The sequence below is a fragment of the Algoriphagus sp. genome, from assembly GCF_024305035.1.
In the GTDB taxonomy this organism is placed as follows: domain Bacteria; phylum Bacteroidota; class Bacteroidia; order Cytophagales; family Cyclobacteriaceae; genus Algoriphagus.
In genome coordinates this window covers 1-23,990 of the sequence record NZ_JAMWZB010000017.1, presented here as the reverse complement: position 1 = coordinate 23,990, position 23,990 = coordinate 1, and the positions used below count along the sequence as shown (strand labels likewise).

Below are 23,990 nucleotides of genomic sequence, written 5' to 3'. Positions count from 1 at the left end.
AGGTTTAAAATTGATTAATTAGGGTGATTCCTTCACTTTCGAAGCGGTTCATGGCAGGTAGGGCATCAACGGCTTGTTCTAAGCTAATCGTTTTCCCAATTAATTTCTCTGGATGTAATTTGTCTGTTAGGATCATGCGGATCATTTCCGGATATCTCCAAGCCTGCATGCCATGACTTCCTACAATTTCCAGTTCCTTGGCAATGACCAAATTCATGGGAAGCAAGGTGTCTTTTTCGGTATCCAACAGTAATCCTACTTGAATATGTTTTCCTCTTTTTTGAAGGCTACTTACGGATTGATAAGCCACCCGGCTATTTCCCAAAGCATCTATGGAAACCTGAACTCCTCCTTTGGTGAGTTCTAAAATGCTTGCTGCCACCTCTGTGGTTTCTTTTGAATTGATCAAGAAGTCAGCTCCTAGGGCTTTGGCTAAGTTGAGCTGATTCGCCGAAATGTCAATACCGATCACTCTTGCCCCAACTGCTTTGGCAATCATAATGGCCGAGAGGCCCACTCCACCACAGCCAAATACAGCTACCCATTGGCCAGCACTTACTTTTCCCTGATCGACAATTGCCCGGAAAGAAGTTGCGAAGCGACAACCCAAACTCGCAGCCGTATCGAAGCTTATTTCTTCCGGCAATGCCACCAAATTCGTATCGGCTCGATCGATTTTGACGAATTCAGCAAACGATCCCCAATGGGTAAAACCCGGCTGAAATTGATCATTGCAGACCTGCTGATTCCCTGAATGGCAAGTAGGACAGACGCCACAAGCACACACAAAGGGAACAGTCACCCGGTCGCCGGGTTTCCATTTTTTCACCAGTTTTCCTACCTCAACGATCAGCCCTGAAAATTCATGACCCGGGACATGAGGCAGCTCAATATCCTGATCATGGCCCATCCATCCATGCCAGTCTGAGCGGCAAAGGCCGGTAGCCTTTACTTCGATGATGACTCCATCCTCACTCAGTTTGGGATCATTTAGGGTTTGGATGGTTGGCCTAGCCTGAAATTGCTCGTACATCAATGCCTTCATCTCTTCTTTTTTTAGAAAATTACCCAATCCCTTCGACTTTTTCTTAGTTAATTTATCGGGTATTTAACAGAATCAGGATGAATGGTGAAAATAAAGAGCTGACTATTTCGGAAGCTCAAAATCAAGTGGATCATTGGATCAAAACAGTGGGGGTTCGCTATTTTAACGAGCTCACCAATATGACCATCCTTATGGAGGAAGTAGGGGAATTGGCCCGGCTGATGTCCCGAACCTATGGAGAGCAGTCTTTTAAAGAGTCGGATAAAGGAAAGGAACTGGGAGATGAAATGGCAGATATTCTGTGGGTTTTGATTTGCTTGGCTAATCAGACCGGGGTGGATTTGACTACTGCTTTCCACAAAAATCTGAAAAAGAAAACGATTAGGGATGCTGACCGGCATAAAGAAAACGAAAAGCTGAAATAAAAAGGCTGTCTTACGGTTTATCCCAAGACAGCCTGTTGATTCAAATCGCTTCAGCTTATCAATCGTTAGAAGCCTTAATCCATCTAACTGACAAATCAGGGTCGGCCATATCCGGATCGAGTGGAAACATCGGGCGCTGAATCCGTTGGTAGCCCAACCGCTCTAAATCCTGATCTACACCCCCGGGAGTTAAGGCCATAATCCAGTCTCCTCGCAATTCATATAATTCAGGGACCAAGTACCCAATTTTGACTACCAGGATATCCGTTTCTCTTGGGTTTAATCCCAAATCAGTAAAATCATGTTCCTGGTGATAGGGTTTTCGCTGTTCGGTGACGATTACTTTGAGCGAGCCCACTTGGACCACGGCCTCTGTTTTTGCATCGGTATCTCCTTCCTTTAAAGCCAGGAGTTTGCCTTTCAGTTCAATGGGGGGTGCGAACCGGTCATCGACCATAGCTCCGACCTTTCCCGAAATTTCTTCTCCGATTGGAGCATTTTTGGCTTTCTGAATTAATTCAGGCCCAGGAATAGAGGCATAAATCAACTCTGGACCCGATTCGGATTGAAATTCGGGACGTTTTAGCAGTTCATTTAAAGTCCAAGTGACATCCCCTGCACCGCCGGCAGTAGGGTTGTCTCCCATATCTGAAATCACGAATGGCTTCTGATCACTGGTCAAAGCCATTTCCAGACTTTCATCCAAATAGGCCACCGGAGCAACAAATTCGAACTCATTTCGTACCTCCCAAAAGCTTTTTGCCAAGTATTCGGCACTTTCTTTCACCTGATTTTCATCATCACCGGTGACCATGACCACGGCATGATTTCGGGGTTCATCGGCCCAGGCATATCCAATCCAGATAGCCGCGTCAATGACGCCTTCCTTTTGGGTCTGGGGATCCACTTGGGCATAAAGTGATTTTCCGGGTTCGATTCGCGTACTGGTTTTTTCTCCGGGGAGTAAAATGGGAACTGGAATCCAGGCTTTGTAGGCTGGTTTTCCTTTTCCAGATTCCAAACGATCCAAGAGATTTTCGACTGCACGTTGCTTGGATTCCATGGCATCCTCATGGGGAGCCATGCGGTAGCAAGTAATCAGGTCGGTATGCTCTGCCAAGGTTCTAGAAACGTTCCCGTGTAAATCCATGGAGGTGGAAATCAGGGTTTCTGTACCGATAATGGCTCGTACTTTTCGGATAAAGTCGCCTTCAGGATCATCGAGTCCTTCCACGCTCATTGCTCCGTGAATGTCAAAAAACAACCCATCGTAGGGTAGATTTTCTTTCAGCATTTCCAGCGTGATTTTCACCAAGGAATCATAGGCATCCCGGGTAACCATTCCGCCCGGAATTGCATGTCCGCGTAACGTAGGGAACCAGTGGGCTCTTGCTCTGTTTTGGCTACTGTCAGCTAAAAAAGGGTAGTAATCAAATACCGCCGGGCCGGTTCTGGCTTTGAAGGATTCAGCTGTAGATCGGGCAGGAGAAAAGGTACTGGACTCGATTGCCAAGCCAGCTATGGCTATTTTAGGAAGCTTTTTTTCCTGGTGACAGGAAATCAAAAGTAGGATCAGGGCAATGCCTAGCAGATTCTTCATCATGGACGGGTTGGATTGAAGGGGTAAATTACCAGCATTTTTTGGAAAATTCTCAACCAAAAGCAGAGGAGTTTACCCTAGCATGCGCTTACTTTTCCATTTTCCACTTTTCCCACCAGCTCATACAAATCCAAGGTCAGGCAAAAATCAATATCCTGCTCAATTCCGTGGTTTTGTAGCCGCTTGGCGTGGGAAGCTTGGCTCAAATAAGCCTTCATCTGGTGTCCTTCTTTTTCAAAAAGGGATTTCATGGCCAAAGCCCCATCTTCATCAGCCTGATGGCTTGATTCCAAGGATTTGATCAAAGCACCCGCATAGAGTGAGTCTTCCAGATTGAATCTCCCTTTCCATCCTGCACAGTGTATGAGCACATCTTTTTTCTGCTTTTGGAGATAGGTAATGGTGGCCGATAAGTTGGGGAAAGCCCCAATCAAAATTTCATCTGCCGAATTGGATTGGGAAATAGCCAAGGTTCCATTTGTCGTGGTCATGGCCAGTTTTTGGCCGGAAAAATCAGATTTTAAAAAAGCCACCGGAGAATTACCCAGATCAAAGCCCTCCAGGGTTTGCCCATTTCGTTCCCCAGCAATCAAATACCCCTGAGCCTTCATTTCTTTGCAAGCATCCAGATCAGCAAAGGTACTGATCTCTTCAATGCCATTGGCTAAGGCGGCGATCATCGTGGAGGTAGCTCGAAAAATATCTACGACCACCACAATTTTCCCTTGCAACTCATGCAAATGAATCAACTCCGGACTGAAACATACTTCTAGGGTATTCATCGGTTGAAAAGCGGCAATTTTTCGACTTGGGCTTTTAGGTTTTTGTTTCTGACTTGGATAAAGATTTCCGTTCCCGGTTTACTAAAAGCCGTTTTGACATAACCTAGGCCAATGCCCACCCCCATAGACGGAGATTGAGTTCCTGAGGTGACTTCTCCGATGGGATTGCCTTCAGCGTCCACGATTGGATAATGGCCTCTCGGAATCCCTCTTTCCTGCATGATAAATCCGACTAATTTTCTGGAGACCCCTTCTTCCTTTTGCTTTTTCAGGGCTTCGGAATTGATAAAATCTTTGGTGAATTTGGTGATCCAGCCTAAACCAGCTTCAATAGGAGAGGTTTCGTCCGTGATGTCATTGCCATAAAGGCAATACCCCATTTCCATTCGAAGGGTATCTCTGGCTCCCAAACCGATCGGCTTGATGTCAAAAGCTTTTCCGGCTTCAAAAATTGCTTTCCATACTTTTTCCGCATCTGCATTTTTCACATAAATTTCAAAGCCTCCGGCACCGGTATAACCGGTTCCTGAGATAATGACCTCCTGGACTCCTGCGAATTCTCCGAGCGTGAAGTGATAGAATTTGATTTCCGAGAGATTGACGGGAGTGAGGGATTGAACCGCCTCAATGGCTTTGGGACCTTGCACGGCAAAAAGACAGTACTCATCCGAGGCATTGGTCAGTTGGGCACCCATGGTATTGTGCGCATTGATCCAGGCCCAGTCCTTTTCAATATTGGAGGCATTGACGACCAGCAGGTATTTTTCTTCTTCGAATTTGTACACGATCAAGTCGTCTACAATTCCGCCCTTTTCATTGGGAAAGCAAGAATATTGCGCCTGTCCAATGACCAGTTTTGAGGCGTCATTGGAGGTTACTTTTTGAATTAAGGCTAGAGCCTGAGGGCCTTCCACAAAAAACTCACCCATGTGGGAAACATCAAAAACACCGACTCCATTTCTGACACAAAGGTGCTCCTCATTATCTGAGCTATAGCGTACCGGCATATGGTAACCTGCAAAAGGCACCATTTTGCCGCCTAGCGCGACATGAAGATCATTTAGAGGGATATTTTTGATAGGGGTTTCCATGTTTGGGTTCGGTTTTTTCGAAAGGCAAAGGTAAGGAATGGAGCTAATTTTGAAACAGAGTTTTACACAAAAAGAAAAGGCAACCCCAAGTGGATTGCCTTTATGGTATCAAGCGAAGAAGGACCCCTTATATTGAGAAACTTTCTCCACACCCGCAGGTTCGGCTGGCATTGGGATTGACAAATTGAAATCCTTTACCATTGAGTCCATCGGAAAACTCCAACGTAGTTCCTGCCAGGTACAATAAACTTTTTCGATCTACGATGATTTTGATTCCTTTGTCCTCAAACACATGGTCGGTTTCTACCGTATCTCCATCAAAACCCAAATCATACATCAATCCGGAGCATCCCCCTCCTTTGACAGATACGCGGATGTTTTCATGTTCAGCCCGGCCTTCTTCTTTTTTCAGCTCCAAAATTCGCTCTTTGGCTTTCTCAGAAACGATGATCATATATTTTTATCTTTACGTCTTCTTAATGATTTCAGATGGGAAACAAACAGCCATCCAAAAAGATTCACGGACAAATATACGAATTATAACCATGAGGAAAATCGAACATATCGGAATAGCGGTTCAGGATTTACACGAATCCAATGCGCTTTTTGCCAAACTTTTGGGAAAGAAACATTTCAAAACCGAACGGGTCGAAGGAGAGGCAGTGGAAACTTCATTTTTTCAAGTCGGTGAAACCAAGGTGGAATTGTTACAGGCCACGCGTCCTGAAAGTGCCATCGCCAAATATTTGGAGAAAAAGTCTCCCGGAGTGCATCATATTGCTTTTGATGTGGAGGATATACAGGCTGAAGTGGCACGATTGAAGGCTGAAGGCTTTGAAATACTAAATGAAACGCCCAAGGAGGGAGCCGACAATAAATTAGTTGTATTTTTGCATCCCCGAACTACCCATGGGGTGTTGGTGGAGCTTTGCCAAGAAAAAAAGTAATCGCTGAATAGAACTAAGGGTGAAAGTCAAAAAGCGGAGAGTTGAAAAACCTTCGGCCACCCATTGACGCAAAATGACCCTAAAAATGGGGAGTGCGTGCAAGGGAGGTTTGAATCAAGAGTTTCATTAAAAGAAAAGGCAAAACCAGGGAATTGAAACAAATAAGTTTAAGCATGTCAGAAAAAAGAACAGAAATAAGCGAAATCGGTGAGTTTGGACTCATTGATCATTTGAATGAAAAAGTGCTGATCAAAAACCCATCCACCATCAAAGGGATAGGGGATGATGCCGCTGTGATTGATGCAGGGGAGGGGGTAAAAGTGGTGACTACTGATTTGCTACTCGAAGGAGTCCACTTTGATTTATCCTACGCACCCCTTCCTCATGTAGGTTTTAAGGCAGTAGCGGTGAATATTTCTGACATCGCAGCCATGAATGCGATTCCCAAACAAATCACTGTTTCCCTTGCCCTGTCCAATCGTTTTTCAGTGGAGGCAGTGGATGCCCTTTATTCAGGAATTCATGCGGCTTGTGAGCATTACGGAGTGGACTTGGTTGGAGGGGATACGACGGCTTCAAGAGGCGGGTTAGTTATTTCGATTACAGCCATAGGCGAGGCCAAAAAAGACCAAATTGTCTATCGAAACGGGGCCAAAGAAAATGACATTCTTTGTGCAACCGGTGATTTGGGAGGTGCTTTGGTCGGCTTGCAAATTTTAGAGCGAGAAAAGCAAGTCTACCTAGCCAACCCCGACATGAAGCCGGATCTGGAAAAATATGGAATTGTCACCGGAAGACAACTCAAGCCGGATGCACGAATGGATATTATTCATGAACTTCGCGAATTGGGAGTCAAACCAACCTCCATGATGGATATCTCAGACGGCCTGGCCTCGGAAATTTTTCATATCTGCAAAGCCTCCCAGGTGGGAGCAACCATTTATGAGGATAAGCTCCCCATTGATAAGCAAACTTTTGATACGGCTGTGGAGCTGAATTTAGACCCGATCACCTGCGTGCTGAACGGGGGGGAGGATTACGAATTGCTGTTTACAATTGATCAAAAAGATTTCAAAAAATTGGAGAAACATCCCGACATCCACTTTATCGGTCATATTTCAAAACCGGAAGAAGGTAAATTTCTGGTCACTAAAAGTGGAACCGCCGTTCAGCTCAAAGCCCAAGGTTGGAAGCATTTTTAACGGATTGAAAAGCCAGATTTTAGGCTTAATTCCCCGAATGGATAGGTCTGCTTGCGGGAGATACTTGTCTTTTTTGCCTTTTGCATCCTTGACATGAATCTCCCCTACAAGCTGGTTCCTCGCTAAAAATGTTCACAAGAGAATTGATTTTCTTAACGATGGACGTTTAACAAAATCCAAGCCCTCGATTTTTTAGGTTCTTGAAATACCAGGGAAGTCTACACCCATAGAACAATCCGATCCGAATTCGATACTTAAGTAGCTAGGGGCTTTAGACCAACTACGGACCTCTTCCTTACTGAGTACCAAGGGAGGCTTCACTCAGCTTGATAGTGGGAAGTTCGATCCGTTTTTCAATTCTACTTTTTATTCGTCGGGCGAACCGAAGTACAAGAACAATAAACTTAGAGTAGGAATCAGTAGGGACTGTATAGGATGTGTAAGCTTCCCCAAAAATAGGACAGTTTAAAAGAGGACAAAGTCACTAACTTTAGACTGTATGAAAAAGTCAAGATTTACCGAAAACCAGATCATCTAGGCTGTCAAGGAGTATGAGTCCGGTAGGGATGTGAATGAACACTACCGTGAATTGGGGATTCACCGAGGTACATTTTACCTCTGGAAGAAGGTATCCACCCCACCAAGTATATCTTTCATAGTTCCCCTACCAGCTGTAGGTTTGCCACAAAAACAAACCTATGAAAAGAGCAAGTAAACAACATTATCTGAGCTAGAGCCGATATTTTAAAAAATCTGATCCAGAGCCGATATTTGAAGAATTACGAAATCCGTCTTTTTGTATAACTAGCCGCTCAAACTAGAAGTGTTTTACAAAAATTACACTTCCCTAATTTTATAAAGTCACTTAAAGTCCATTCATTGAAGGGCTTACCCTTTTCACTTTCTCTATGCTTAGGACTACTAGCTGAGGGATTAAAAACCTTGGGATTTTTAGTGGCAACGCCTAACAAAATACCTTTCAATGTACTGCCACAAAAAAACTGCTTAAAGAGAATTATTAGCCCTTACGCCGCTTTGGATTTCTTTAATGCTCTACTCTAAAAAACCTATCCATCCACTCTCCAAATCCAACTTGGAAACATTTATTTCATCTATCCATCCGATCAAACCAGGTGGGTGGCTCGGATGGATACATTCCAAGGAAAAAATGGGACGAAAAATAGCGTTCCTAGCGATTCTAGATACTCCGGGGAATGAACTAGTTAAAGGTTGATTTTACTCCTCCGGATAAGGGACATAGACAAAGCTGGTAAAGGCGCCATCAATGACGAATAAGCAACAAAACTCATCCGGATCTTTGTAGGCTTTCTCAAACTCAGGCAAAGACTCTTCGGCAATCAATTTTCGCTGTACAAACTCGTCCACGTAGGTAATGAAGTAGTTCCAGTCGAGATTTTTCTCCGCCTTTCCCAAGAAAATTTTCCCGATAGGTTGCATTTCTTTCGAGATCGGAAAAATCGGATAATCCGAAAAACCACGGGAGCGCACCTGATAAGAGGCTTCTTTGAGCACCTCAGCTATTTTCACAAAATCACTCGTGATGGTACCTAAGTATTTTCCGCTGAGTTCGGGATCGTTGAAATCTGAAATCATGATTTGAGTGTTAAGCGTACAACATTTTCTACGTGATAGGTCTGGGGAAACATATCCACGGGCTGAATTCGTTCCACTTGGTACTTTTCTCCCAACAGGGCAATGTCTCTGGCCTGCGTGGCAGGATTGCAGGATACATAAACGATCGTTGGTGCGGCAAGTCGAACCAGCATATTCACCACGTCTTCGTGCATCCCGGCTCTGGGCGGATCGGTGATAATCACGTCCGGAGCTGCATGTTGCTGGATAAACTCCTCCTTGAGGACATCTTTCATATCCCCGGCATAAAAACGAGTGTTTTCGATTCCGTTGATTTGGGAATTGAGTTTGGCGTCCTCAATGGCCGCTTCCACGTATTCAACTCCGATCACCTGCTTGGCTTTTTTGGCCACAAAGTTGGCAATCGTTCCGGTGCCGGTGTAAAGGTCATAAACCACTTCATCGCCCTTCAGCTGTGCAAAATCACGGGCTACTTTGTACAATTCGTAGGCTTGTTCCGAATTGGTTTGGTAAAAAGATTTGGGACCGATCCGGAAGGTTAAGCCTTCCATTTCTTCTTCGATGTAATCTTTTCCAGCAAAAGTCACCAATTCCAAATCATGGAAGGTCTCGTTTCCTTTGGTGTTAATGACATAAAGTAAGGAAGTGATTTCGGGGAATTTAGCGTTCAAAAATTTCATGACCAATTCGATTCCTTGCGAATCATTTTCTCCGAATTGGACAATCACCATGGTTTGGGCAGTGGAGGTGGTTCGGATGATCAGGTTTCTCAATAAGCCCACTTGCTCCCGGATGTCATAGAAGCTCAACGAATTGGCTAAGGCAAAGGCTCGGAGTTGATTTCTAAGATCATTGGAGATTCCGCCTTGGAGATAACAGTGCTCGATGTCAATGATTTTGTCAAACATCTTTGGGATATGAAATCCCAGTGCATTCCGGTCAAAGTCTTCTCCGGATCGAATTTGATCCAGGGTCAACCATTTTTTATTGGAAAAAGTAAAGTCAAGTTTATTGCGGTAATATTGGGTCTTTTCGGAACCTAAAATGGGAAGCACCTCAGGAATGGGAACTTTGGCTATTCGCTCAAATTGATCCACGACTTGTTGCCGTTTGTAGTTTTTTTGCAACTCATAATTGATGTGCTGCCATTTGCACCCCCCGCAAGTCCCGAAATGAGAACAAAACGGTTCGACTCGGTCTTTGGAGTATTCATGAAAATGAACGGCCTCTCCTTCCATAAAAGAGCTTTTTCCCCGGGTAATCCGAACATCCACCACATCACCTGGGGCCACTTGATTGACAAAAACCACCTTGCCCTCATGATGTCCGACACATTTGCCCTCTGAAGCGATGCGCTCGATCACTAGATCGGTAATGACCTTATTTTTCATTTTTCTCGACATGGGCGCAAAATTAGGGAAAAAAGGGGATTTGAATAATCGGTATAAACAGTAACTTAGGCCTCTTACTAATTATAAAAAGATGAAGGGGCTGGTTTTTGTACTTTTAGCTTTGTGTGCTTGTGGAGAGACAAGGACCAACCGAGTGGATAGGACAGAATCATTTTTAGAATTTAATGAGGAGAGACAAATTCCAATCCATGCCAAATCAACCAATTTTGCGCTTTTGACACAACTCTGGGAAGACGCATCAGGCGAAGCACATCTCATTAGAATGAATTACTTTTCCTCCAATCCCAATTACCTCTTCATTAACTCATTGAATGATTCTACGCTTGATTTAACGCTTGAATTTGAGAATGAAGGACCACATGGGGTGGGAAATGTGACTGAATTTTATTTCCATTCTTACGATTCTATTTTTTTGATTGACAGGTACCAATATCGGGTTTCCTTGGCTGATTCTTCAGGAAGAGTACTTCAATCTTACAGAATAAAGCATAGCTCAGGCAATAGGCCTGATGAGAATTCCGTATTACCTTGGAGTAGTTCAAAATCACGGATTTTTAAAGTGGGAAACGCCCTTTATATCCCGGTTATCCCTGATGTTGATCCATTTTTAACGGGCTATCAAAAAGAAAACCTCTTAGTTGAACTTGATTTAATTTCAGGGGAATGTTCAAGCTTGTTAGGATTCCCTAATTCCTATAAAAGTGGTGAATTTTTTGGAGGACCCGAACAGATTATTCCCAGTATTTCACCCTACAAGGCACTCGGGCAATACCTGGTAAGTTTTCCGCTTTCTGATTCTATTTTCCTTTTGGATATCCAAACCAAGAAAATGAAACCCTTCCAATGGATGGGAAGCAGGTTAAGGGAAGACCTTAATTTTATTGATTTTACGGAGCGGCAAACCGATAGGGGAAAGGCTTTTCAATTGGGTACAGATTTTTATTTTTCAGTCAACTATGATCCAATCAGAAAGGAAATTTGGAGAGTTTTCTATAAAAAATACACCGAAGAATCAATTTCCAAGATGCTGGATAATCAATCCGGTGGCCCCAATCAGAAAACCTTACTACGAATTTCAGAAAATAATACCAGATTGGAAGAAATTGAAATACCCTTGAATTCGAAACTCAACCCTTATGATTTGATGGTTTTAAAAGATGGGTTTTTTGTTTCCTTTGATTCGTTGGAGGACAGGTTGATTTTCAAAAAAATCACGATTCGAAACTAATGCACCTTCGTTTCTCCTTTCTTCTTCACCTGATCGAAGAAGTGTATATCATCTCGTATGAAAATGGGTTTTCAAGGCTAATTCCTATCTTTACCTTCTAATTTTCTAGCATGAAATTCAAAGATAAAGTCGTCCTCATTACCGGAGCCACTTCAGGAATCGGAGAGGCCTGTGCAGAAGTATTTGGTAGACAGGGAGCCAAAATTGCGATCACAGGCAGAAATCCGCAGAAATTGGAACAAACGACTGGCAAACTGCAATCAAAAAACATAGCAATACTCCCCATTTTAGCAGATGCAGGTTCGGAAAGCGATAATGAAAGAATGGCCAAAGAAACGCTATCCCACTATGGTCGAATAGATATTTTAATCAACAATGCAGGGATTTCCATGCGGGCCCTTTTTGAGGACTTGGATTTGGAGGTCTTTCGTAAGGTGATGGATACCAATTTTTGGGGAACAGTCTATGCGACCAAATTTTGTCTTCCAGCAATTTTAGCCTCTAAGGGCTCCATTATCGGGATCTCTTCGATCAATGGCTACCGAGGTACGCCTGCCCGGACGGCCTACACTGCAAGTAAATATGCCATGAATGGGTTTTTTGAAGCCTTACGTACCGAGGTCATGAAAAAAGGAGTCCATGTTTTGGTTGTAGCTCCCGGGTTCACCGCTTCCAATATTCGGAATACGGCACTAACGGCCGATGGTTCTTCTCAGGGTGAATCTCCTCGAAATGAACAGAAAATGATGACTTCCCAAGAAGTGGCTGAGCATATTTTGAAGGCAACGATTCGACGAAAACGAGCTATTGTGCTTACCGGGCAAGGAAAATTGGCTGTATTTCTCAATAAATGGATTCCCGGAATTCTCGATGGAATTGTGTATAATCAGATGGCCAAAGAAAAAGACTCTCCCTTTACGTAAATGCCCGAATCCGTATTCCAAACCTATCTTAATCGGCTGACCGACCTGACTTCCAGAAATAGGTCTCTGTATTTGCCGAAGTTGGAGGGATATGGAATGCTGGACCTTCGGGATTTTGATTTTTTGATTGGGGAGCCTGCCTTTGAGATCCTTCGAAAATCCATTGAACCTCAAAAGAAAGTTAAGCTTGCTCCCGATCTTGACCCTCGCGCTGCAGCCGCCAATCAGGTTTCCAAAACACTTTCCCGAATGGCGTTTCGGGATCAGTTGACCCAGGAGGAAACCGGTGAACAAAGCCTGTATTTAGCCTGGCTTTTTGCAGAAGGAAAACTGATCAACGGGCAGGTTATTCGTAGTCCTTTACTATTAAAACCGGTTCAGCTAATAAAAGAAAATGGCTTTTGGGAGTTGAGTTCTGAGGGGAATTGGCAATGGAATCCAGCCTTTCTTTTGGCTTGGAGACAGGCAACCAGAGCGCAATTGCCTGAATCCTTTTCCGATGAACTCCTGGAAAATCTTCCCAAAAATGCGCTTGAATTTCGGACCGCCCTAGCTCAACTAATCCCTGAATATTTCGCCATTCAGGTCCAATCCAATCTTCTGGAAGATCAAATTCTTCCTTTTCCTCATTCTCAGATTTCAATCGATCAGGAGCGGTTTTCTGAAGGAAAAGTCAGGTTAAAACCTTATGCCCTGTTAGGTCAATTCGCTCAAAAGGGGAGTTTCCTTTTTTCAGATTATGAGGGTTTGATGCAGGAGCATGCCGAATCCTCCCTAGAAGAGCTATTTGAAAAGTACTTTCGTTCAGCCCAAAACGAAGCACCGATTCGGGAGGAAAATTTATTTCCTGTTTTTCCGCTGGATGCCGCTCAGGAAAGTGCTTTGATTAAAGTTCGTCAAGGGAAAAGTCTGGTAATTGAAGGTCCTCCGGGTACAGGTAAGTCTCAATTGATTGCCAATTTAGTCTCTGATTACATCGCCCGCGGCAAAAAAGTACTTGTAGTTTCCCATAAGCGCGCTGCCTTGGACGTGGTTTTTGAACGATTGGAAAAGGCAGGTTTTGGTCAGTTTTTGGGATTAGTTCATGATTTTAAGGCAGACCAAAAATTACTTTTTGAGAAAATCCAAAATCAGATTCAAGCTGTTGAAGCGTATCAAGTTCAAAATCGTGGAATGGATGCCATTCAGCTGGAACGTGAGCTCAGCCTACTTTCCAAGACCATATCCAGACTGAGCGGAAAATTTGAAGAGGTGCGTACCGCTCTTTTTGACGATCAACCTGCAGGAATCCCCATTAAGGCACTTTATCTCCAGGCGGATTTAACTGGACGGTCTTTTTCTGATCCCAAATTGCTTCAACTAAATGAGGAACAGGCCAAACAATTTGAGCAGGATTTTCGAATTTTCTCCGCCTACCAACGTCAGTTCCAAGGGGGCTTTTGGGAAAAGCGCATCTCATTTTCAGTGGTTCAGCCTTCGGATTTCAGCCAGATTTCTTCGGCACTCCTTCAGTTAGAAGACCATCGAATTCATCTTCCCAAGGCTCTTTTAGGAGCCAAAGGGAAGGTAGTCTTGCAGGCAATCTGGTCGGATCAGGAGTTTTGGAAGAAAATCAAGCAACTTCAATTCAGCTTGGCTCAGCTTTCCAATCCCGAAAAAGAGTTTCGCTACCTTTTTGACCCGAAGGAGCAAAAATCCATGGATAAAATCCATCAATTCCTAGTTCAGGCGAATGAACTTTCCACGGGATGGAAGTTTGATTTGGAGAAAGATGTTGAAAAGCTGGAGGAAGAACTGGCTAAGTTGATTCCACTTTCACAAACCTTTTTCGGAAAGCTTCAAGCAAAATTTTCTTCCTCAAAGTTTCCGCTCACCTTCCGGGTATTATCCCAAAACCAATTGGCTTTTGAGACTAAAAATTTACTTGAACTTCAGCAGGAATGCCAAGAAAGACTCCAAATTCAGGAACTGGAAAAGGATTTGCCCCCTTCTTTTTTATTCCAATCCACCGGACAAGTTACCGATGAGCTGCGAGTAGTTCACCGGCTGTTTGCCTTGAAAAAAAACTGGGATGAGGTGGCTGAAATTCAACAGGTAACCGATTGGAAAAACCTGGCCTTTTCAGAATTTCAATCTTCATTGGCCGCAATTCAAACCTATGCTGAACAGTTGGGGGGCAAGGTATTATCTTATCGACTTTGGTTGACAGAAGCACAATTTTTGGATTTGATGGAAAAGGGATTGGACCGTGTTTTCCCAGATAACCCTTCGAATTGGCCCGCCGTTTTTTCAGAGTTGCAGGGTTTTGATCAATTTTTGGAACGTTGGGCATTCAAGGAACTGGGAAAGAAACTCAGCGAAGGCTTTCCTGATGCTGCCGAAGATGAAGTTAAGTCAATTTTTTGGAAGGCTTGGCGACTGGCTTGGATCGGAGAAATCGAGCGGCGATATCCCTTACTGACAGAACTGGGTTCCCTAAGGTTAACCCATGAAATGGAGGAGCTCAGGAAAGCAATTCTTGAAAAGCGAAAGAATGCGCGGCATCTAGCCTTGCTTCGACTCAGAGAACAAGTGTCCGAGCAGCTGGAGTTTAACCGATTGGGTAATCGACTAACCTATCGAAATCTGCTTCATCAGGTGAGTAAGAGACGCCAAAAATGGCCTATCCGAAAATTGATCCAAGAATTTCCCGAAGAGATTTTTCGGGTACTTCCCTGCTGGCTAGGGAGCCCAGAGACGGTTTCTGCACTATTTCCAAGAAATCAGGGATTTGATTTGGTGATTTTTGATGAAGCCTCTCAGTGTCTGGTCGAGCGTGGATTGCCGGCGATGCTGAGAGGGAAGCAAGTGGTGGTGGCAGGAGATTCGAAGCAACTTCGGCCCTCTGATTTTTATCAGGTGAAGTGGGAAAGTGGGGAAGAAGGAATGGAACATGAAGCGGAGTCTCTGCTCGAGTTGGCGGGGCATTTTTTTGAAAATTTGCAGCTTAAAGGGCATTACCGCTCGGCCGACCCGGGATTGATTTATTTTTCGAACACCCAATTTTATGGAGGTCGCTTGGAGACCTTACCCGATTATACTCTTGTTCAGGCTGGGAAGACTCCCTTTTGCTGGGAAAAAGTAGCCGGGATCTGGGAAAATCAAATCAATCGACTGGAATCAGAGGCGGTGCTGAATCGGGTCAGGATGATCCGAAAAGAGGCTCCAACCGATTCCATCGGAATTGTGACAGGTAATTATTTTCAGATGGAGCTGATTCGAGAGACGCTTTGGAAAGCGGGTTTTCAGGATTCCACGCTCAAAGTACGAAATATCGAGAATGTTCAGGGGGATGAGTTTGATCAGGTAATTTTATCTTTGGGCTATGCTTCAAACCGGGAAGGGAAGCTGGTAACCAATTTTGGGCTTTTGGGAAAATCAGGAGCCGAGAACCGATTGAATGTGGCGATAACCCGGGCTAGAAAAATGCTGCATGTCATTTCTTCTATCGAACCAGAAGATTTTCGTCCCGGTCAACTTCATAATCCGGGTTTAGCCTTATTGAGGGAGTTTTTGACTTGGGTCAAAGTGCAAAGCCATGCCCGTGATATTCCAGCTCCGGAGTGGAAAGTGGCAGGATTCGAATCGGATTGGAGTTTGAAAAAATACCTAATCAAATCCGATCCATCTTATTCCAAAGAAATCCCTTCTGCAGTGATGGATTTACTTTTTACCGATGCTAAAGGCAATCAAAAAGCAATTTTAACCGATGATCAACGGTTTTTTGATGCGCCCTCAGCCAAAGCAGCTATGGCCTATCATCCGATTTTATTGGAGGAAAAAGGGTGGGAGTGGGAGTGGAAATGGAGTAGAATAGGAATACTAACTTCCTAAGTGAAAACCGAGGATGAATAGGCTTTCAAGAAAGGAGGTTACTTTTATCAAGTCTATACTATCAAAATTTCTGATAAAGTATGATTTTTAATTTAATATATTCATAATTGTTTAATTATGAATTAGAAATCATTCGTAAAAATAAAAAATATTTATCCTATTTATACTGTAAAGTTTGAAAAATCATTCATAAAATAGTATTTTTGAATATAACGTATGATTAATCAGTCATGAATATCGAACAACTTTCAGACTTGGCCATTCTGCAGATGATGGGAGACTTCATCAAAAAGAAGCGGATAAGCATGAATAAGACTCAGGATGAGTTGGCTACCGAGGCAGGGATCAGCCGATCTACACTGAGTTTGCTAGAGCGGGGTGAGAACGTAAATCTGATCACGTTGATTCAGGTTTTACGGGTCTTGGGTGAGTTGCAGATTTTGGAGATTTTTGAAAGCCGGCAGCAGATCAGCCCGCTAGAATATCTCAAGCTCCAAAAGAAAAATCAGCGACAGCGGGTCAGGCATGCGGATAGTACTGCTGAAGATGATCGCCAATCAGAATGGTAATAGCAGCAGAAATTTGGATTTGGGATCGACTTGCCGGAGCGGTGCTTTGGGATGAAAGTAAACGACTCGCAAGCTTCGAATTTGATCGTGGTTTTCTACGATCAGGATGGGATATTTCGCCCATAATGATGCCTTTATCTCAAGGGAATCGGTTGTATACTTTTCCAGAGACCCGCAGTACCCGAGACGACAGCATGGATACGTTTAAAGGACTTCCGGGACTATTGGCAGACATGCTTCCTGATAAATACGGAAATCAGCTCATCAATGCCTGGCTGGTTCAACAGGGTCGTCCGACCGATAGTTTGAATCCGGTTGAATTACTTTGTTTCATTGGCAAAAGAGGAGTGGGAGCATTGGAAATCAAACCTGCTTTGCGAAATGAAAGCACCCGGGCAAGTGCTTTGGAAATGGATAGTTTGGTCACAATCGCCCAAAAAGTGTTGAATGCCAAAGAAAATTTTCAAACCGATATTTCTCAGCAAGAGGAGGAGGCTTTGGCGGATATTTTGAAAATCGGCACCTCTGCTGGTGGGGCAAGGGCCAAAGCGGTGATCGCTTTCAATCCCAAAACCGGGGAGGTGAAGAGTGGGCAAGTGAAGGCGCCAAAGGGTTTTTCGTATTGGATCATCAAATTTGATGGGGTCCATGATTCCCAGTTTGGCTCGAGTGCGGGTTATGGAAAAGTAGAGATGGCCTATTACCTGATGGCCTTAGAGGCAGGTATACAAATGAATCCCTGTAGACTTTTTGAAGAAAACGGCCGAGCACATTTTATGACCAAGCGCTTTGACCGAACCGATTCAGGAGAAAAAATCCACATGCAGAGTCTTTGCGGTATTCGGCATTTTGACTTTAATCAGGTGGGGGCTTATAGCTACGAGCAGGTTTTTGAGACCATGCGAATGTTGCGGTTGACTTATCCGGAAGCCGAGCAAATGTTCCTTCGAATGGTCTTTAATGTACTGGCCCGAAATTGCGATGACCATACCAAAAACTTTGCCTTTTTGATGGATCAGCGAGGAAAGTGGAGCCTTTCTCCAGCTTATGATATTTGCCATGCATACCGGCCCGGAAGCCTTTGGGTAAGTAGTCAGTCGCTTCAAGTCAATGGAAAACGGGAAAGAATAAGGGAGGATGATTTTTTGGAGGTAGCCCGAAGGATGAATATCAAAAAGCCGGATGAAAAGATAACACAGGTGAGGACGGCAATTAAGAAATGGAATCAATTTGCCGATCAAGTCCAGGTAGAACCGAAGTTACGCGATTCGATTCAGCAAACGCTTTTGGTCTAATGGAAGATTTCAAGGGGGCTGGCAAATCCTCAGAATCTCTACGGCGAAAAGCTCCTCACATATAGCCCACCACTGTGTAAACGACTATCCCGATCCACTCCTTGACCAACTTGGTCCAATACTCCAACGAAAAAGGATCAGGAAAAAACAGAGCGGGAAAGTCATATTTCACGTCATGGGAATAATAATCGGTCGGAAAAGTTACGGTTTTAAGTCCCACTTTGTCAAAGCAACCTTTGGCCCGATACATATGAAAAGCTGAAGTGATAAGCACAAACTCCTGGTCGGTGGAAATGCCATTTTTCTCCAAAAAGTTTTTGGTGAACTGAGCATTTTGGGCCGTATTTTTTGCTTGATCTTCAATGAGAATATCCGATTCCGGGACACCGGTCATCACCAAGAACCGCTGCAATAATTCAGCTTCCGATTGTGAATTGACCGGATTGAGGCCCTGACCGCCAGTAATAAGGATTTTTTTAATTTTACCTAGCCGATAGAGTTGGAGGGCGTGGGTAATGCGATCGGCGCCTTTATTGAAAAAGGTTCGGTCGGTTGCCGTTTTACTCAAATTGGTTACCCCGGTCAGCACAATGCCGATTTGGTGATTTTCGATTTCTTCAAAAGACTTGAACTCAGGTTCCCAAGCCACTAAAGCGAGATTGGAAAGAAAGGGATTGGTGAAAAAAAGTAAGAGTCCAATGCCTACCCAAAGTAGCTTTTTTCCCCAGGATTTACGGATATAAACTGCGCCAGAGACGATCAAAAACAGGACGATCGTCAGCGGCATAGCCAAAAAACTCAGAAACTGGGAAAGGTAGAAGAACATCTCGATTGGGATTTAAGGCAAAGAAAGGAGGGGACGGGCAATTTTCAAACTCGAACTGCCAAGTACAGGAACCAAATGGGAATAAAAGTAAACGGCAGATTCCCGTTCCTGTCTTTTTCATTCAAATGAGGTCTGGAAATTGGTATTGGAGGTTTGATGATTTTGAGGTACCCTAGGTTACCTTCTCATACATGAATCCTTAGGTTTGGAAGAATATCCAAAATGAATACGAAAAAAACTCCTTAGGGAGGGGAAGGTATTGTAAACTGCTCGTGAAGTGAAAAATTTAGACTTAGCTTATCGGAGTTTATTGCTTATCAGGTAATGTCCACCAACAATTGCGCTAATTCATCCCGACAAAGTAACAATTAGGGTAATGCTGGAGCTTAGGTGTGGAAATTCCAGCCACCTAGATATGACATAAGAATGCAAGGAAATTCCCCCCATGGCGGAAAACAACAAAAAGCCATAAAAGGGTAATCTATTCTTCTCGGCGATTTCCCGCTCTTTTTCAGAGCGATTGTTGTAGCCGGCAAGAATCCCCGGATAAACTCGAATGAATTGCCCGACAGCCAAAAAAATCACACCGGATAGAATGGATCCCATGATCATCTGATTTAAAATTGGATTTCAAAGTCTACTTTTAAAATAGTTAAAACGTTTTGAAAACAAGTTTTCTACTAATTCGGTTTTACCGCTATTATTTTATTGGGGGATCTGTATTTTTACTCTATGCTTTCAAACCATTCGAATCTAGTCCCTCATTTGGAAACATTAGCCCATCAATTGGAGGGTAGTTTGCAATTTGACCGACTCACCCGGACGCTGTATGCCACCGACGCTTCGGTTTATCGGGAGATGCCCCTAGCTGTTGCTTTTCCCCAGTCAGAGTCAGATATTCAACAACTCATTCAATTTGCCACTGAGCACGGAACTTCCCTTATTCCCCGGACGGCAGGCACTTCCCTGGCCGGTCAATGCGTAGGCAATGGGATCGTGGTCGATGTCTCGAAGCATTTCACTCAAATTCTCGAATTCAACAAGGAGGAGCGCTGGGTTCGGGTGCAGCCGGGGGTAGTTCGGGATGAGCTGAACCGCTTTTTAAAACCGCACGGTCTTTTTTTTAGTCCGATCACTTCCACAGCCAATCGGGCGATGATTGGGGGTATGGTGGGTAATAATTCTTCGGGAACCACCTCCATTGTCTATGGGGTAACTCGTGACAAAGTGATTTCTTTAACTACCTTTCTCAGTGATGGGAGTAAAGTCGTGTTTGGATCGATTTCTCAAGATGATTTTGACCGAAAATGTGGGCAAAAGGATCTGGAAGGGCAATTGTACCGACAGATCTTCGATGAACTCAATAATCCGGAGATTCGGGAAGAAATTCATGCCCAATTTCCCAAAAAATCCATCCATCGCCGAAATACAGGCTATGCAGTGGATGAATTGCTGAAAGCGGAGCTTTTCGAAGGAAAGGAAAAATTCAATTTCTGTAAGTTGTTAGCCGGATCGGAAGGGACTTTGGCCTTCACTACTGAAATCAAAATCAGTCTCGATCCGCTTCCTGATCCTGTGGAAATCGTAGTGGCTGCACATTTTGAAAGCATTCACGAAAGCATGAAGTCTGCCCAGGTGGCCATGAAGCATCCGGCCACTGCGGTGGAACTCATGGATAAAATTATTCTGGACTGTACTAAAGAAAGCATCGAGTATTCCAAAAATCGCTATTTCGTCGAAGGGGATCCCGAGGCGATTTTAATGATTGAGTTTCGGGGAAAAACGCTCCAGGAAGCAATGGGAAAAGGTGAGGCCTTAGTCGAAGACTTGAAAAAAGCCAAACTGGGCTATGCCTATCCCATCATCGAGCCGGAAAAAGTAGCCTCAGCTTGGGCTCTTCGGGCAGCGGGTTTGGGTTTATTGGCCAATATTCCCGGAGATCCCAAAGCGGTTGCCTGTATTGAGGATACGGCTGTGGATATTGATGACTTAGCGGACTATATTGCTGAGTTTGATGAGATGATGCTGGCTTTCAATCAGAAGCCGGTCCATTATGCGCATGCCGGAGCGGGTGAGATTCACCTTCGACCGGTTTTGGATCTAAAGACATGCCAAGGGGTAGCCGATTTTTACCACATATCCAAGGCTTCTGCTGAATTGGTGAAGAAGTATCAGGGTTCCTTGTCTGGGGAACATGGAGATGGTCGGGTTCGGGCCGCTTTTATTCCCCTGATGGTAGGCGAAGCCAATTACGAGCTTTTTCGCCGGATCAAGTACACTTGGGATCCGAGAAACATTTTCAATCCGGGTAAAATCGTGGATGCTGCGCCAATGAATCAATTCCTTAGATACGAGCCTGAGATGAAAACTCCCGAGCATTCCACGATGCTCGATTTTTCGCCTGTCGGTGGAATCCTTCGCATGGCCGAAAAATGCAATGGTTCGGGAGATTGCCGTAAGCTTCCCGGTTCAGGAGGGACCATGTGCCCTAGCTTTATGGCCACCCGAAATGAAAAAGATACCGTTCGAGGCAGAGCAAATACCCTTCGGGAATTTTTAACCATGGATAAAAAGGAGAATGCCTTTGACCATCCTGAGATCAAGGAGGCCTTGGATCTTTGCCTCAGCTGTAAGGGTTGTACAGCCGAATGTCCTTCAAATGTGGACATGGCGAGTATGAAGGCGGAGTTTCTCCACCAATACCAAAAAACGCATGGCATTCCGCTTCGATCCAAAGCTTTTGCCTACATCAATGAACTCAATAAATGGGGTTCACAAGTGCCTTTCCTAGCCAATTTCTTCCTGAAAAACTCCTTCACCAGCGGGGTGATGAAATCCATACTCCACGTTGCTCCAAGCAGGAATTTACCGGAAATAAGTCCCATTAGCCTTCGAAAATGGTATAAAAAGAATTATGCATCACTTCCTGGTGCAGGAAAGATCATGAAGACCATTTACTTTTTTGTGGATGAATTTACCAATCACAACGATACGGCAATCGGCATCAAGGCGATTTCGCTTTTGAAAAGACTTGGCTACGAAATTAAAATCTTGAATCATGAAGAAAGCGGGCGATCGGCATTATCGAAAGGCCTTTTGCTGAAAGCGAAAAAACATGCTGAAGCCAACGTGCGGGTTTTTTCACCGCTTATCGATGGGAATACCCCATTGATCGGGCTTGAGCCTTCGGCGATTTTGAGTTTCCGGGATGAATATCCACGACTGGTAAGCTCTGAATTGGTTCCTGCGGCCAAGAAACTCAAGTTTCATGTCAAGCTCATTGACGAGTTTCTCGGACAGGAAGTGGTTGCCGGCAATATCAGCCCGGACTCCTTTACTGCTAAATCCCAAAAAATCAAGCTGCACGGACATTGCCATCAAAAGGCGCTTTCTTCCTTGACTTGGACCCAAAAGATCCTTTCTCTTCCCGCAAACTATTCGGTGGAAACGATTCCAAGTGGCTGCTGTGGAATGGCAGGAAGCTTTGGCTATGAAAAGGAGCATTATGAAGTTTCCCAACAGGTAGGGGAGTTGGTGCTCTTTCCGGCAGTGCGAAAGGCAGAATCAGATACCCTCATTGCTGCCCCGGGAACTTCCTGTCGTCATCAAATTGCAGATGGAACGGGTCGTAAGGCTCAACATCCGGTGGAGATTCTTTGGGAGGCTTTATCGAACTAACAGCAGGCTTTCTTGGCAGTGGGACTCGTGGATGGGAAATTGGATTGAGCCGGTTTCCGGTACTAACTCCATAAACAATTCGATTACTTAGTTGATATTAGCTACTAGTGAATTAAGTAAAAATAGAGCGCAGCTAGGAGAATCGAAGTGTACCGCAGTCAATTTTCTTAAAGCCTTTTTTACCCTTCCAGAACCAGTTTCTGAAAAGTTGAACAATTAAACTTTACAAAAATCTGAGAAAACAGTGTAATATTACCCTTGTGGGAGCTAAAGTCTTGATGCAAACCCAAAGGAATTGGTTCGAACAAAAGTCAGGGTCTTTCATTTTACTATTTTGGACGCCATTGCGTTCCATTAAAGCATAGCGTTGGAAAAGCATAAAATTTTAATCGTTGAGGATGAGGTAATCATTGCAGAGGATCTTCGGGATATTTTGGAATCCATGGGCTATGAGGTCGTGGACCTAGTCATGTCAGCTAGGGAAGCCTTACAGGTGTTGGGTTCGGAGGCCGTGGATTTGGTGCTTTTGGATATTCGTATCAAGGGAGGGAAGGATGGAATAAACTTAGCAGCCGATATCAATGAGAACTTCAAAATCCCCTTTGTTTTTTTGACTTCCCATGCGGACACCACTACGCTTGAACGGGCCAAAGAGGTTCGGCCCTACGGTTACCTAGTAAAGCCTTTTTCAGAAAAGGAAATCCATGCGACTCTTCAAATGGCTCTGTCTAATTTTCAATCTGAGCAAAGTAAAACTCAGGAGAATTCTACCGAGGAGTTCATCCTACAGGATTGCCTTTTTGTGAGGAATAATGGCTTGTTGGTTAAGGTGTTTTTTAAGGATATTCTGTACTTTGAATCAGATGGGAATTATACAAAGGTGTACACACAGGATAAAAAATTTGTAATCCGAGCCATTTTAAAGGAGTTAGAAAGTAAACTCGACCAAAAGCAATTCGCCCGAATTCATAAATCTTACCTGATCAACCTGACCTACATCGAAGCCATCGATTCCAATGAAGTCCATATTTCGGGTAAGCGAATTCCCCTGAGCAGAAACCAGTATTCTTGGCTGATAAACCATATCAAAACGCTGTAGATGGAGCAGTTTTTGGTAAAATCCCTTTTCTATACCGTTGTTTTACTTTTTTAACCCGAATTATGCATTAGAATAATTGAAAGGAGGACTGAGATTTTGAATTTGGGAAAATATCCCGTTCATCCAAGGCCTCTTTTTGGCAGGTAATGAGATTTTCAATACCTGCTTATTGGCATGATTTACCTTCCATGCCCCTAATGCAAAGCAATAGGATTTCAGTGTTTTTAAGGTTGCCCGATTATGATGGTTAAGCGCAAAATGACGGAATAGACTCATGAGGTTATAAGCTACCATGATGAATCTGAACGAGGCTTCTGTTGCCCAGAAATCCTGTAAGCAAAAACTTTCCAGCCCAAAATCATCCTTGAGTTCCTTGATTCT

Annotated in this window: 19 protein-coding genes and 1 pseudogene; 10 read left to right on the top strand and 10 right to left on the bottom strand. The window is 44.0% G+C overall.

Features of this window, described 5'->3' with window-relative positions; all coding sequences use genetic code 11:
* Positions 1-4: 4 nt before the first annotated feature.
* Positions 5-1,045 carry a zinc-dependent alcohol dehydrogenase family protein gene (locus Q0L00_RS11115; RefSeq protein ID WP_297336947.1) on the bottom strand — a complete coding sequence of 347 codons (1,041 nt, stop codon included), beginning with the start codon at positions 1,043-1,045 and terminating at the stop codon, positions 5-7.
* 77 nt (positions 1,046-1,122) lie between these two features.
* Between Q0L00_RS11115 and Q0L00_RS11110 the strand changes: the two genes are divergently transcribed.
* On the top strand, positions 1,123-1,470 hold the full coding sequence (locus Q0L00_RS11110) for a nucleotide pyrophosphohydrolase (protein WP_297336946.1): 348 nt from the start codon (positions 1,123-1,125) through the stop codon (positions 1,468-1,470).
* Between the two features lie 58 nt (positions 1,471-1,528).
* On the opposite strand, the gene Q0L00_RS11105 is transcribed toward Q0L00_RS11110, so the two are convergent.
* From Q0L00_RS11105 to Q0L00_RS11090, 4 genes are all read right to left on the bottom strand, one after another.
* Complete coding sequence (locus Q0L00_RS11105; protein ID WP_297337019.1) at positions 1,529-3,070, bottom strand: M81 family metallopeptidase; 1,542 nt, start codon at positions 3,068-3,070, stop codon at positions 1,529-1,531.
* 77 nt (positions 3,071-3,147) lie between these two features.
* A complete protein-coding gene (locus Q0L00_RS11100; protein ID WP_297336945.1) occupies positions 3,148-3,852 on the bottom strand; it encodes a 2-phosphosulfolactate phosphatase in 705 nt (234 codons plus the stop codon).
* Positions 3,849-4,943: a glycine cleavage system aminomethyltransferase GcvT gene (gcvT, locus tag Q0L00_RS11095; protein WP_297336944.1), complete on the bottom strand. Its 1,095-nt coding sequence runs from the start codon at positions 4,941-4,943 to the stop codon at positions 3,849-3,851. Before gcvT ends, Q0L00_RS11100 begins: the two co-directional genes overlap by 4 nt.
* A gap of 127 nt (positions 4,944-5,070) precedes the next feature.
* A complete protein-coding gene (locus Q0L00_RS11090) occupies positions 5,071-5,397 on the bottom strand; it encodes an iron-sulfur cluster assembly accessory protein (protein ID WP_297336943.1) in 327 nt (108 codons plus the stop codon).
* Positions 5,398-5,488: 91 nt separating this feature from the next.
* Between Q0L00_RS11090 and mce the strand changes: the two genes are divergently transcribed.
* Complete coding sequence (gene mce / locus Q0L00_RS11085) at positions 5,489-5,890, top strand: methylmalonyl-CoA epimerase (RefSeq protein WP_297336942.1); 402 nt, start codon at positions 5,489-5,491, stop codon at positions 5,888-5,890.
* 173 nt (positions 5,891-6,063) lie between these two features.
* Positions 6,064-7,092 (top strand): thiamine-phosphate kinase, encoded by a 1,029-nt coding sequence (gene thiL / locus Q0L00_RS11080; protein WP_297336941.1) that lies wholly within the window; start codon positions 6,064-6,066, stop codon positions 7,090-7,092.
* Positions 7,093-8,328: 1,236 nt separating this feature from the next.
* Here the strand turns inward: thiL and Q0L00_RS11075 are convergent.
* Entirely contained in the window at positions 8,329-8,706 is a 378-nt protein-coding gene (locus Q0L00_RS11075) for a hypothetical protein (protein ID WP_297336940.1), read from the bottom strand.
* Complete coding sequence (gene rlmD, locus Q0L00_RS11070) at positions 8,703-10,109, bottom strand: 23S rRNA (uracil(1939)-C(5))-methyltransferase RlmD (RefSeq protein ID WP_297336939.1); 1,407 nt, start codon at positions 10,107-10,109, stop codon at positions 8,703-8,705. Before rlmD ends, Q0L00_RS11075 begins: the two co-directional genes overlap by 4 nt.
* A 79-nt stretch (positions 10,110-10,188) precedes the next feature.
* On the opposite strand from rlmD, the gene Q0L00_RS11065 reads away from it, so the two are divergent.
* The 5 genes from Q0L00_RS11065 to Q0L00_RS11045 all read left to right on the top strand — a co-directional run bounded on the left by Q0L00_RS11065 (position 10,189) and on the right by Q0L00_RS11045 (position 18,006).
* Positions 10,189-11,346, top strand: a complete 1,158-nt coding sequence (locus Q0L00_RS11065; protein ID WP_297336938.1) for a DUF4221 family protein — start codon at positions 10,189-10,191, stop codon at positions 11,344-11,346.
* A gap of 110 nt (positions 11,347-11,456) precedes the next feature.
* Entirely contained in the window at positions 11,457-12,269 is an 813-nt protein-coding gene (locus Q0L00_RS11060) for an SDR family oxidoreductase (RefSeq protein ID WP_297336937.1), read from the top strand.
* Positions 12,270-16,142 (top strand): AAA domain-containing protein, encoded by a 3,873-nt coding sequence (locus Q0L00_RS11055; protein ID WP_297336936.1) that lies wholly within the window; start codon positions 12,270-12,272, stop codon positions 16,140-16,142.
* Between the two features lie 230 nt (positions 16,143-16,372).
* Entirely contained in the window at positions 16,373-16,711 is a 339-nt protein-coding gene (locus tag Q0L00_RS11050) for a helix-turn-helix transcriptional regulator (RefSeq protein WP_297336935.1), read from the top strand.
* A complete protein-coding gene (locus tag Q0L00_RS11045; RefSeq protein ID WP_297336934.1) occupies positions 16,705-18,006 on the top strand; it encodes a type II toxin-antitoxin system HipA family toxin in 1,302 nt (433 codons plus the stop codon). The genes Q0L00_RS11050 and Q0L00_RS11045 overlap by 7 nt, the downstream gene beginning before the upstream one ends.
* A gap of 55 nt (positions 18,007-18,061) precedes the next feature.
* Here Q0L00_RS11045 and Q0L00_RS11040 read toward each other — a convergent pair whose 3' ends face one another.
* Entirely contained in the window at positions 18,062-18,832 is a 771-nt protein-coding gene (locus tag Q0L00_RS11040; RefSeq protein WP_297336933.1) for a YdcF family protein, read from the bottom strand.
* Between the two features lie 348 nt (positions 18,833-19,180).
* Entirely contained in the window at positions 19,181-19,438 is a 258-nt protein-coding gene (locus Q0L00_RS11035; RefSeq protein WP_297336932.1) for a DUF3784 domain-containing protein, read from the bottom strand.
* Positions 19,439-19,564: 126 nt separating this feature from the next.
* On the opposite strand from Q0L00_RS11035, the gene Q0L00_RS11030 reads away from it, so the two are divergent.
* Both Q0L00_RS11030 and Q0L00_RS11025 read left to right on the top strand, forming a co-directional pair.
* Positions 19,565-22,510, top strand: a complete 2,946-nt coding sequence (locus Q0L00_RS11030) for an FAD-binding and (Fe-S)-binding domain-containing protein (RefSeq protein WP_297336931.1) — start codon at positions 19,565-19,567, stop codon at positions 22,508-22,510.
* 367 nt (positions 22,511-22,877) lie between these two features.
* The gene (locus tag Q0L00_RS11025) at positions 22,878-23,609 is read left to right on the top strand and encodes a response regulator (RefSeq protein ID WP_297336930.1); all 732 of its coding nucleotides are present in this window, start codon (positions 22,878-22,880) and stop codon (positions 23,607-23,609) included.
* A 60-nt stretch (positions 23,610-23,669) separates the two neighbouring features.
* On the opposite strand, the pseudogene Q0L00_RS11020 reads toward Q0L00_RS11025, so the two are convergent.
* Positions 23,670-23,990: pseudogene (locus Q0L00_RS11020) on the bottom strand (hypothetical protein); the annotation flags it as partial.

What these genes read in the sequence shown, in the direction of transcription:
- Q0L00_RS11090 (WP_297336943.1), bottom strand. Translation starts at nt 5,397, where the DNA reads ATGATCATCGTTTCTGAGAAAGCCAAAGAGCGAATTTTGGAGCTGAAA.
- Q0L00_RS11105 (WP_297337019.1), bottom strand. Translation starts at nt 3,070, where the DNA reads ATGAAGAATCTGCTAGGCATTGCCCTGATCCTACTTTTGATTTCCTGT.
- Q0L00_RS11065 (WP_297336938.1), top strand. Translation starts at nt 10,189, where the DNA reads ATGAAGGGGCTGGTTTTTGTACTTTTAGCTTTGTGTGCTTGTGGAGAG.
- Q0L00_RS11100 (WP_297336945.1), bottom strand. Translation starts at nt 3,852, where the DNA reads ATGAATACCCTAGAAGTATGTTTCAGTCCGGAGTTGATTCATTTGCAT.
- Q0L00_RS11055 (WP_297336936.1), top strand. Translation starts at nt 12,270, where the DNA reads ATGCCCGAATCCGTATTCCAAACCTATCTTAATCGGCTGACCGACCTG.
- Q0L00_RS11040 (WP_297336933.1), bottom strand. Translation starts at nt 18,832, where the DNA reads ATGTTCTTCTACCTTTCCCAGTTTCTGAGTTTTTTGGCTATGCCGCTG.
- mce (WP_297336942.1), top strand. Translation starts at nt 5,489, where the DNA reads ATGAGGAAAATCGAACATATCGGAATAGCGGTTCAGGATTTACACGAA.
- Q0L00_RS11030 (WP_297336931.1), top strand. Translation starts at nt 19,565, where the DNA reads ATGCTTTCAAACCATTCGAATCTAGTCCCTCATTTGGAAACATTAGCC.
- thiL (WP_297336941.1), top strand. Translation starts at nt 6,064, where the DNA reads ATGTCAGAAAAAAGAACAGAAATAAGCGAAATCGGTGAGTTTGGACTC.
- Q0L00_RS11115 (WP_297336947.1), bottom strand. Translation starts at nt 1,045, where the DNA reads ATGAAGGCATTGATGTACGAGCAATTTCAGGCTAGGCCAACCATCCAA.
- Q0L00_RS11045 (WP_297336934.1), top strand. Translation starts at nt 16,705, where the DNA reads ATGGTAATAGCAGCAGAAATTTGGATTTGGGATCGACTTGCCGGAGCG.
- gcvT (WP_297336944.1), bottom strand. Translation starts at nt 4,943, where the DNA reads ATGGAAACCCCTATCAAAAATATCCCTCTAAATGATCTTCATGTCGCG.
- Q0L00_RS11075 (WP_297336940.1), bottom strand. Translation starts at nt 8,706, where the DNA reads ATGATTTCAGATTTCAACGATCCCGAACTCAGCGGAAAATACTTAGGT.
- Q0L00_RS11110 (WP_297336946.1), top strand. Translation starts at nt 1,123, where the DNA reads ATGAATGGTGAAAATAAAGAGCTGACTATTTCGGAAGCTCAAAATCAA.
- rlmD (WP_297336939.1), bottom strand. Translation starts at nt 10,109, where the DNA reads ATGTCGAGAAAAATGAAAAATAAGGTCATTACCGATCTAGTGATCGAG.
- Q0L00_RS11050 (WP_297336935.1), top strand. Translation starts at nt 16,373, where the DNA reads ATGAATATCGAACAACTTTCAGACTTGGCCATTCTGCAGATGATGGGA.
- Q0L00_RS11060 (WP_297336937.1), top strand. Translation starts at nt 11,457, where the DNA reads ATGAAATTCAAAGATAAAGTCGTCCTCATTACCGGAGCCACTTCAGGA.
- Q0L00_RS11035 (WP_297336932.1), bottom strand. Translation starts at nt 19,438, where the DNA reads ATGGGATCCATTCTATCCGGTGTGATTTTTTTGGCTGTCGGGCAATTC.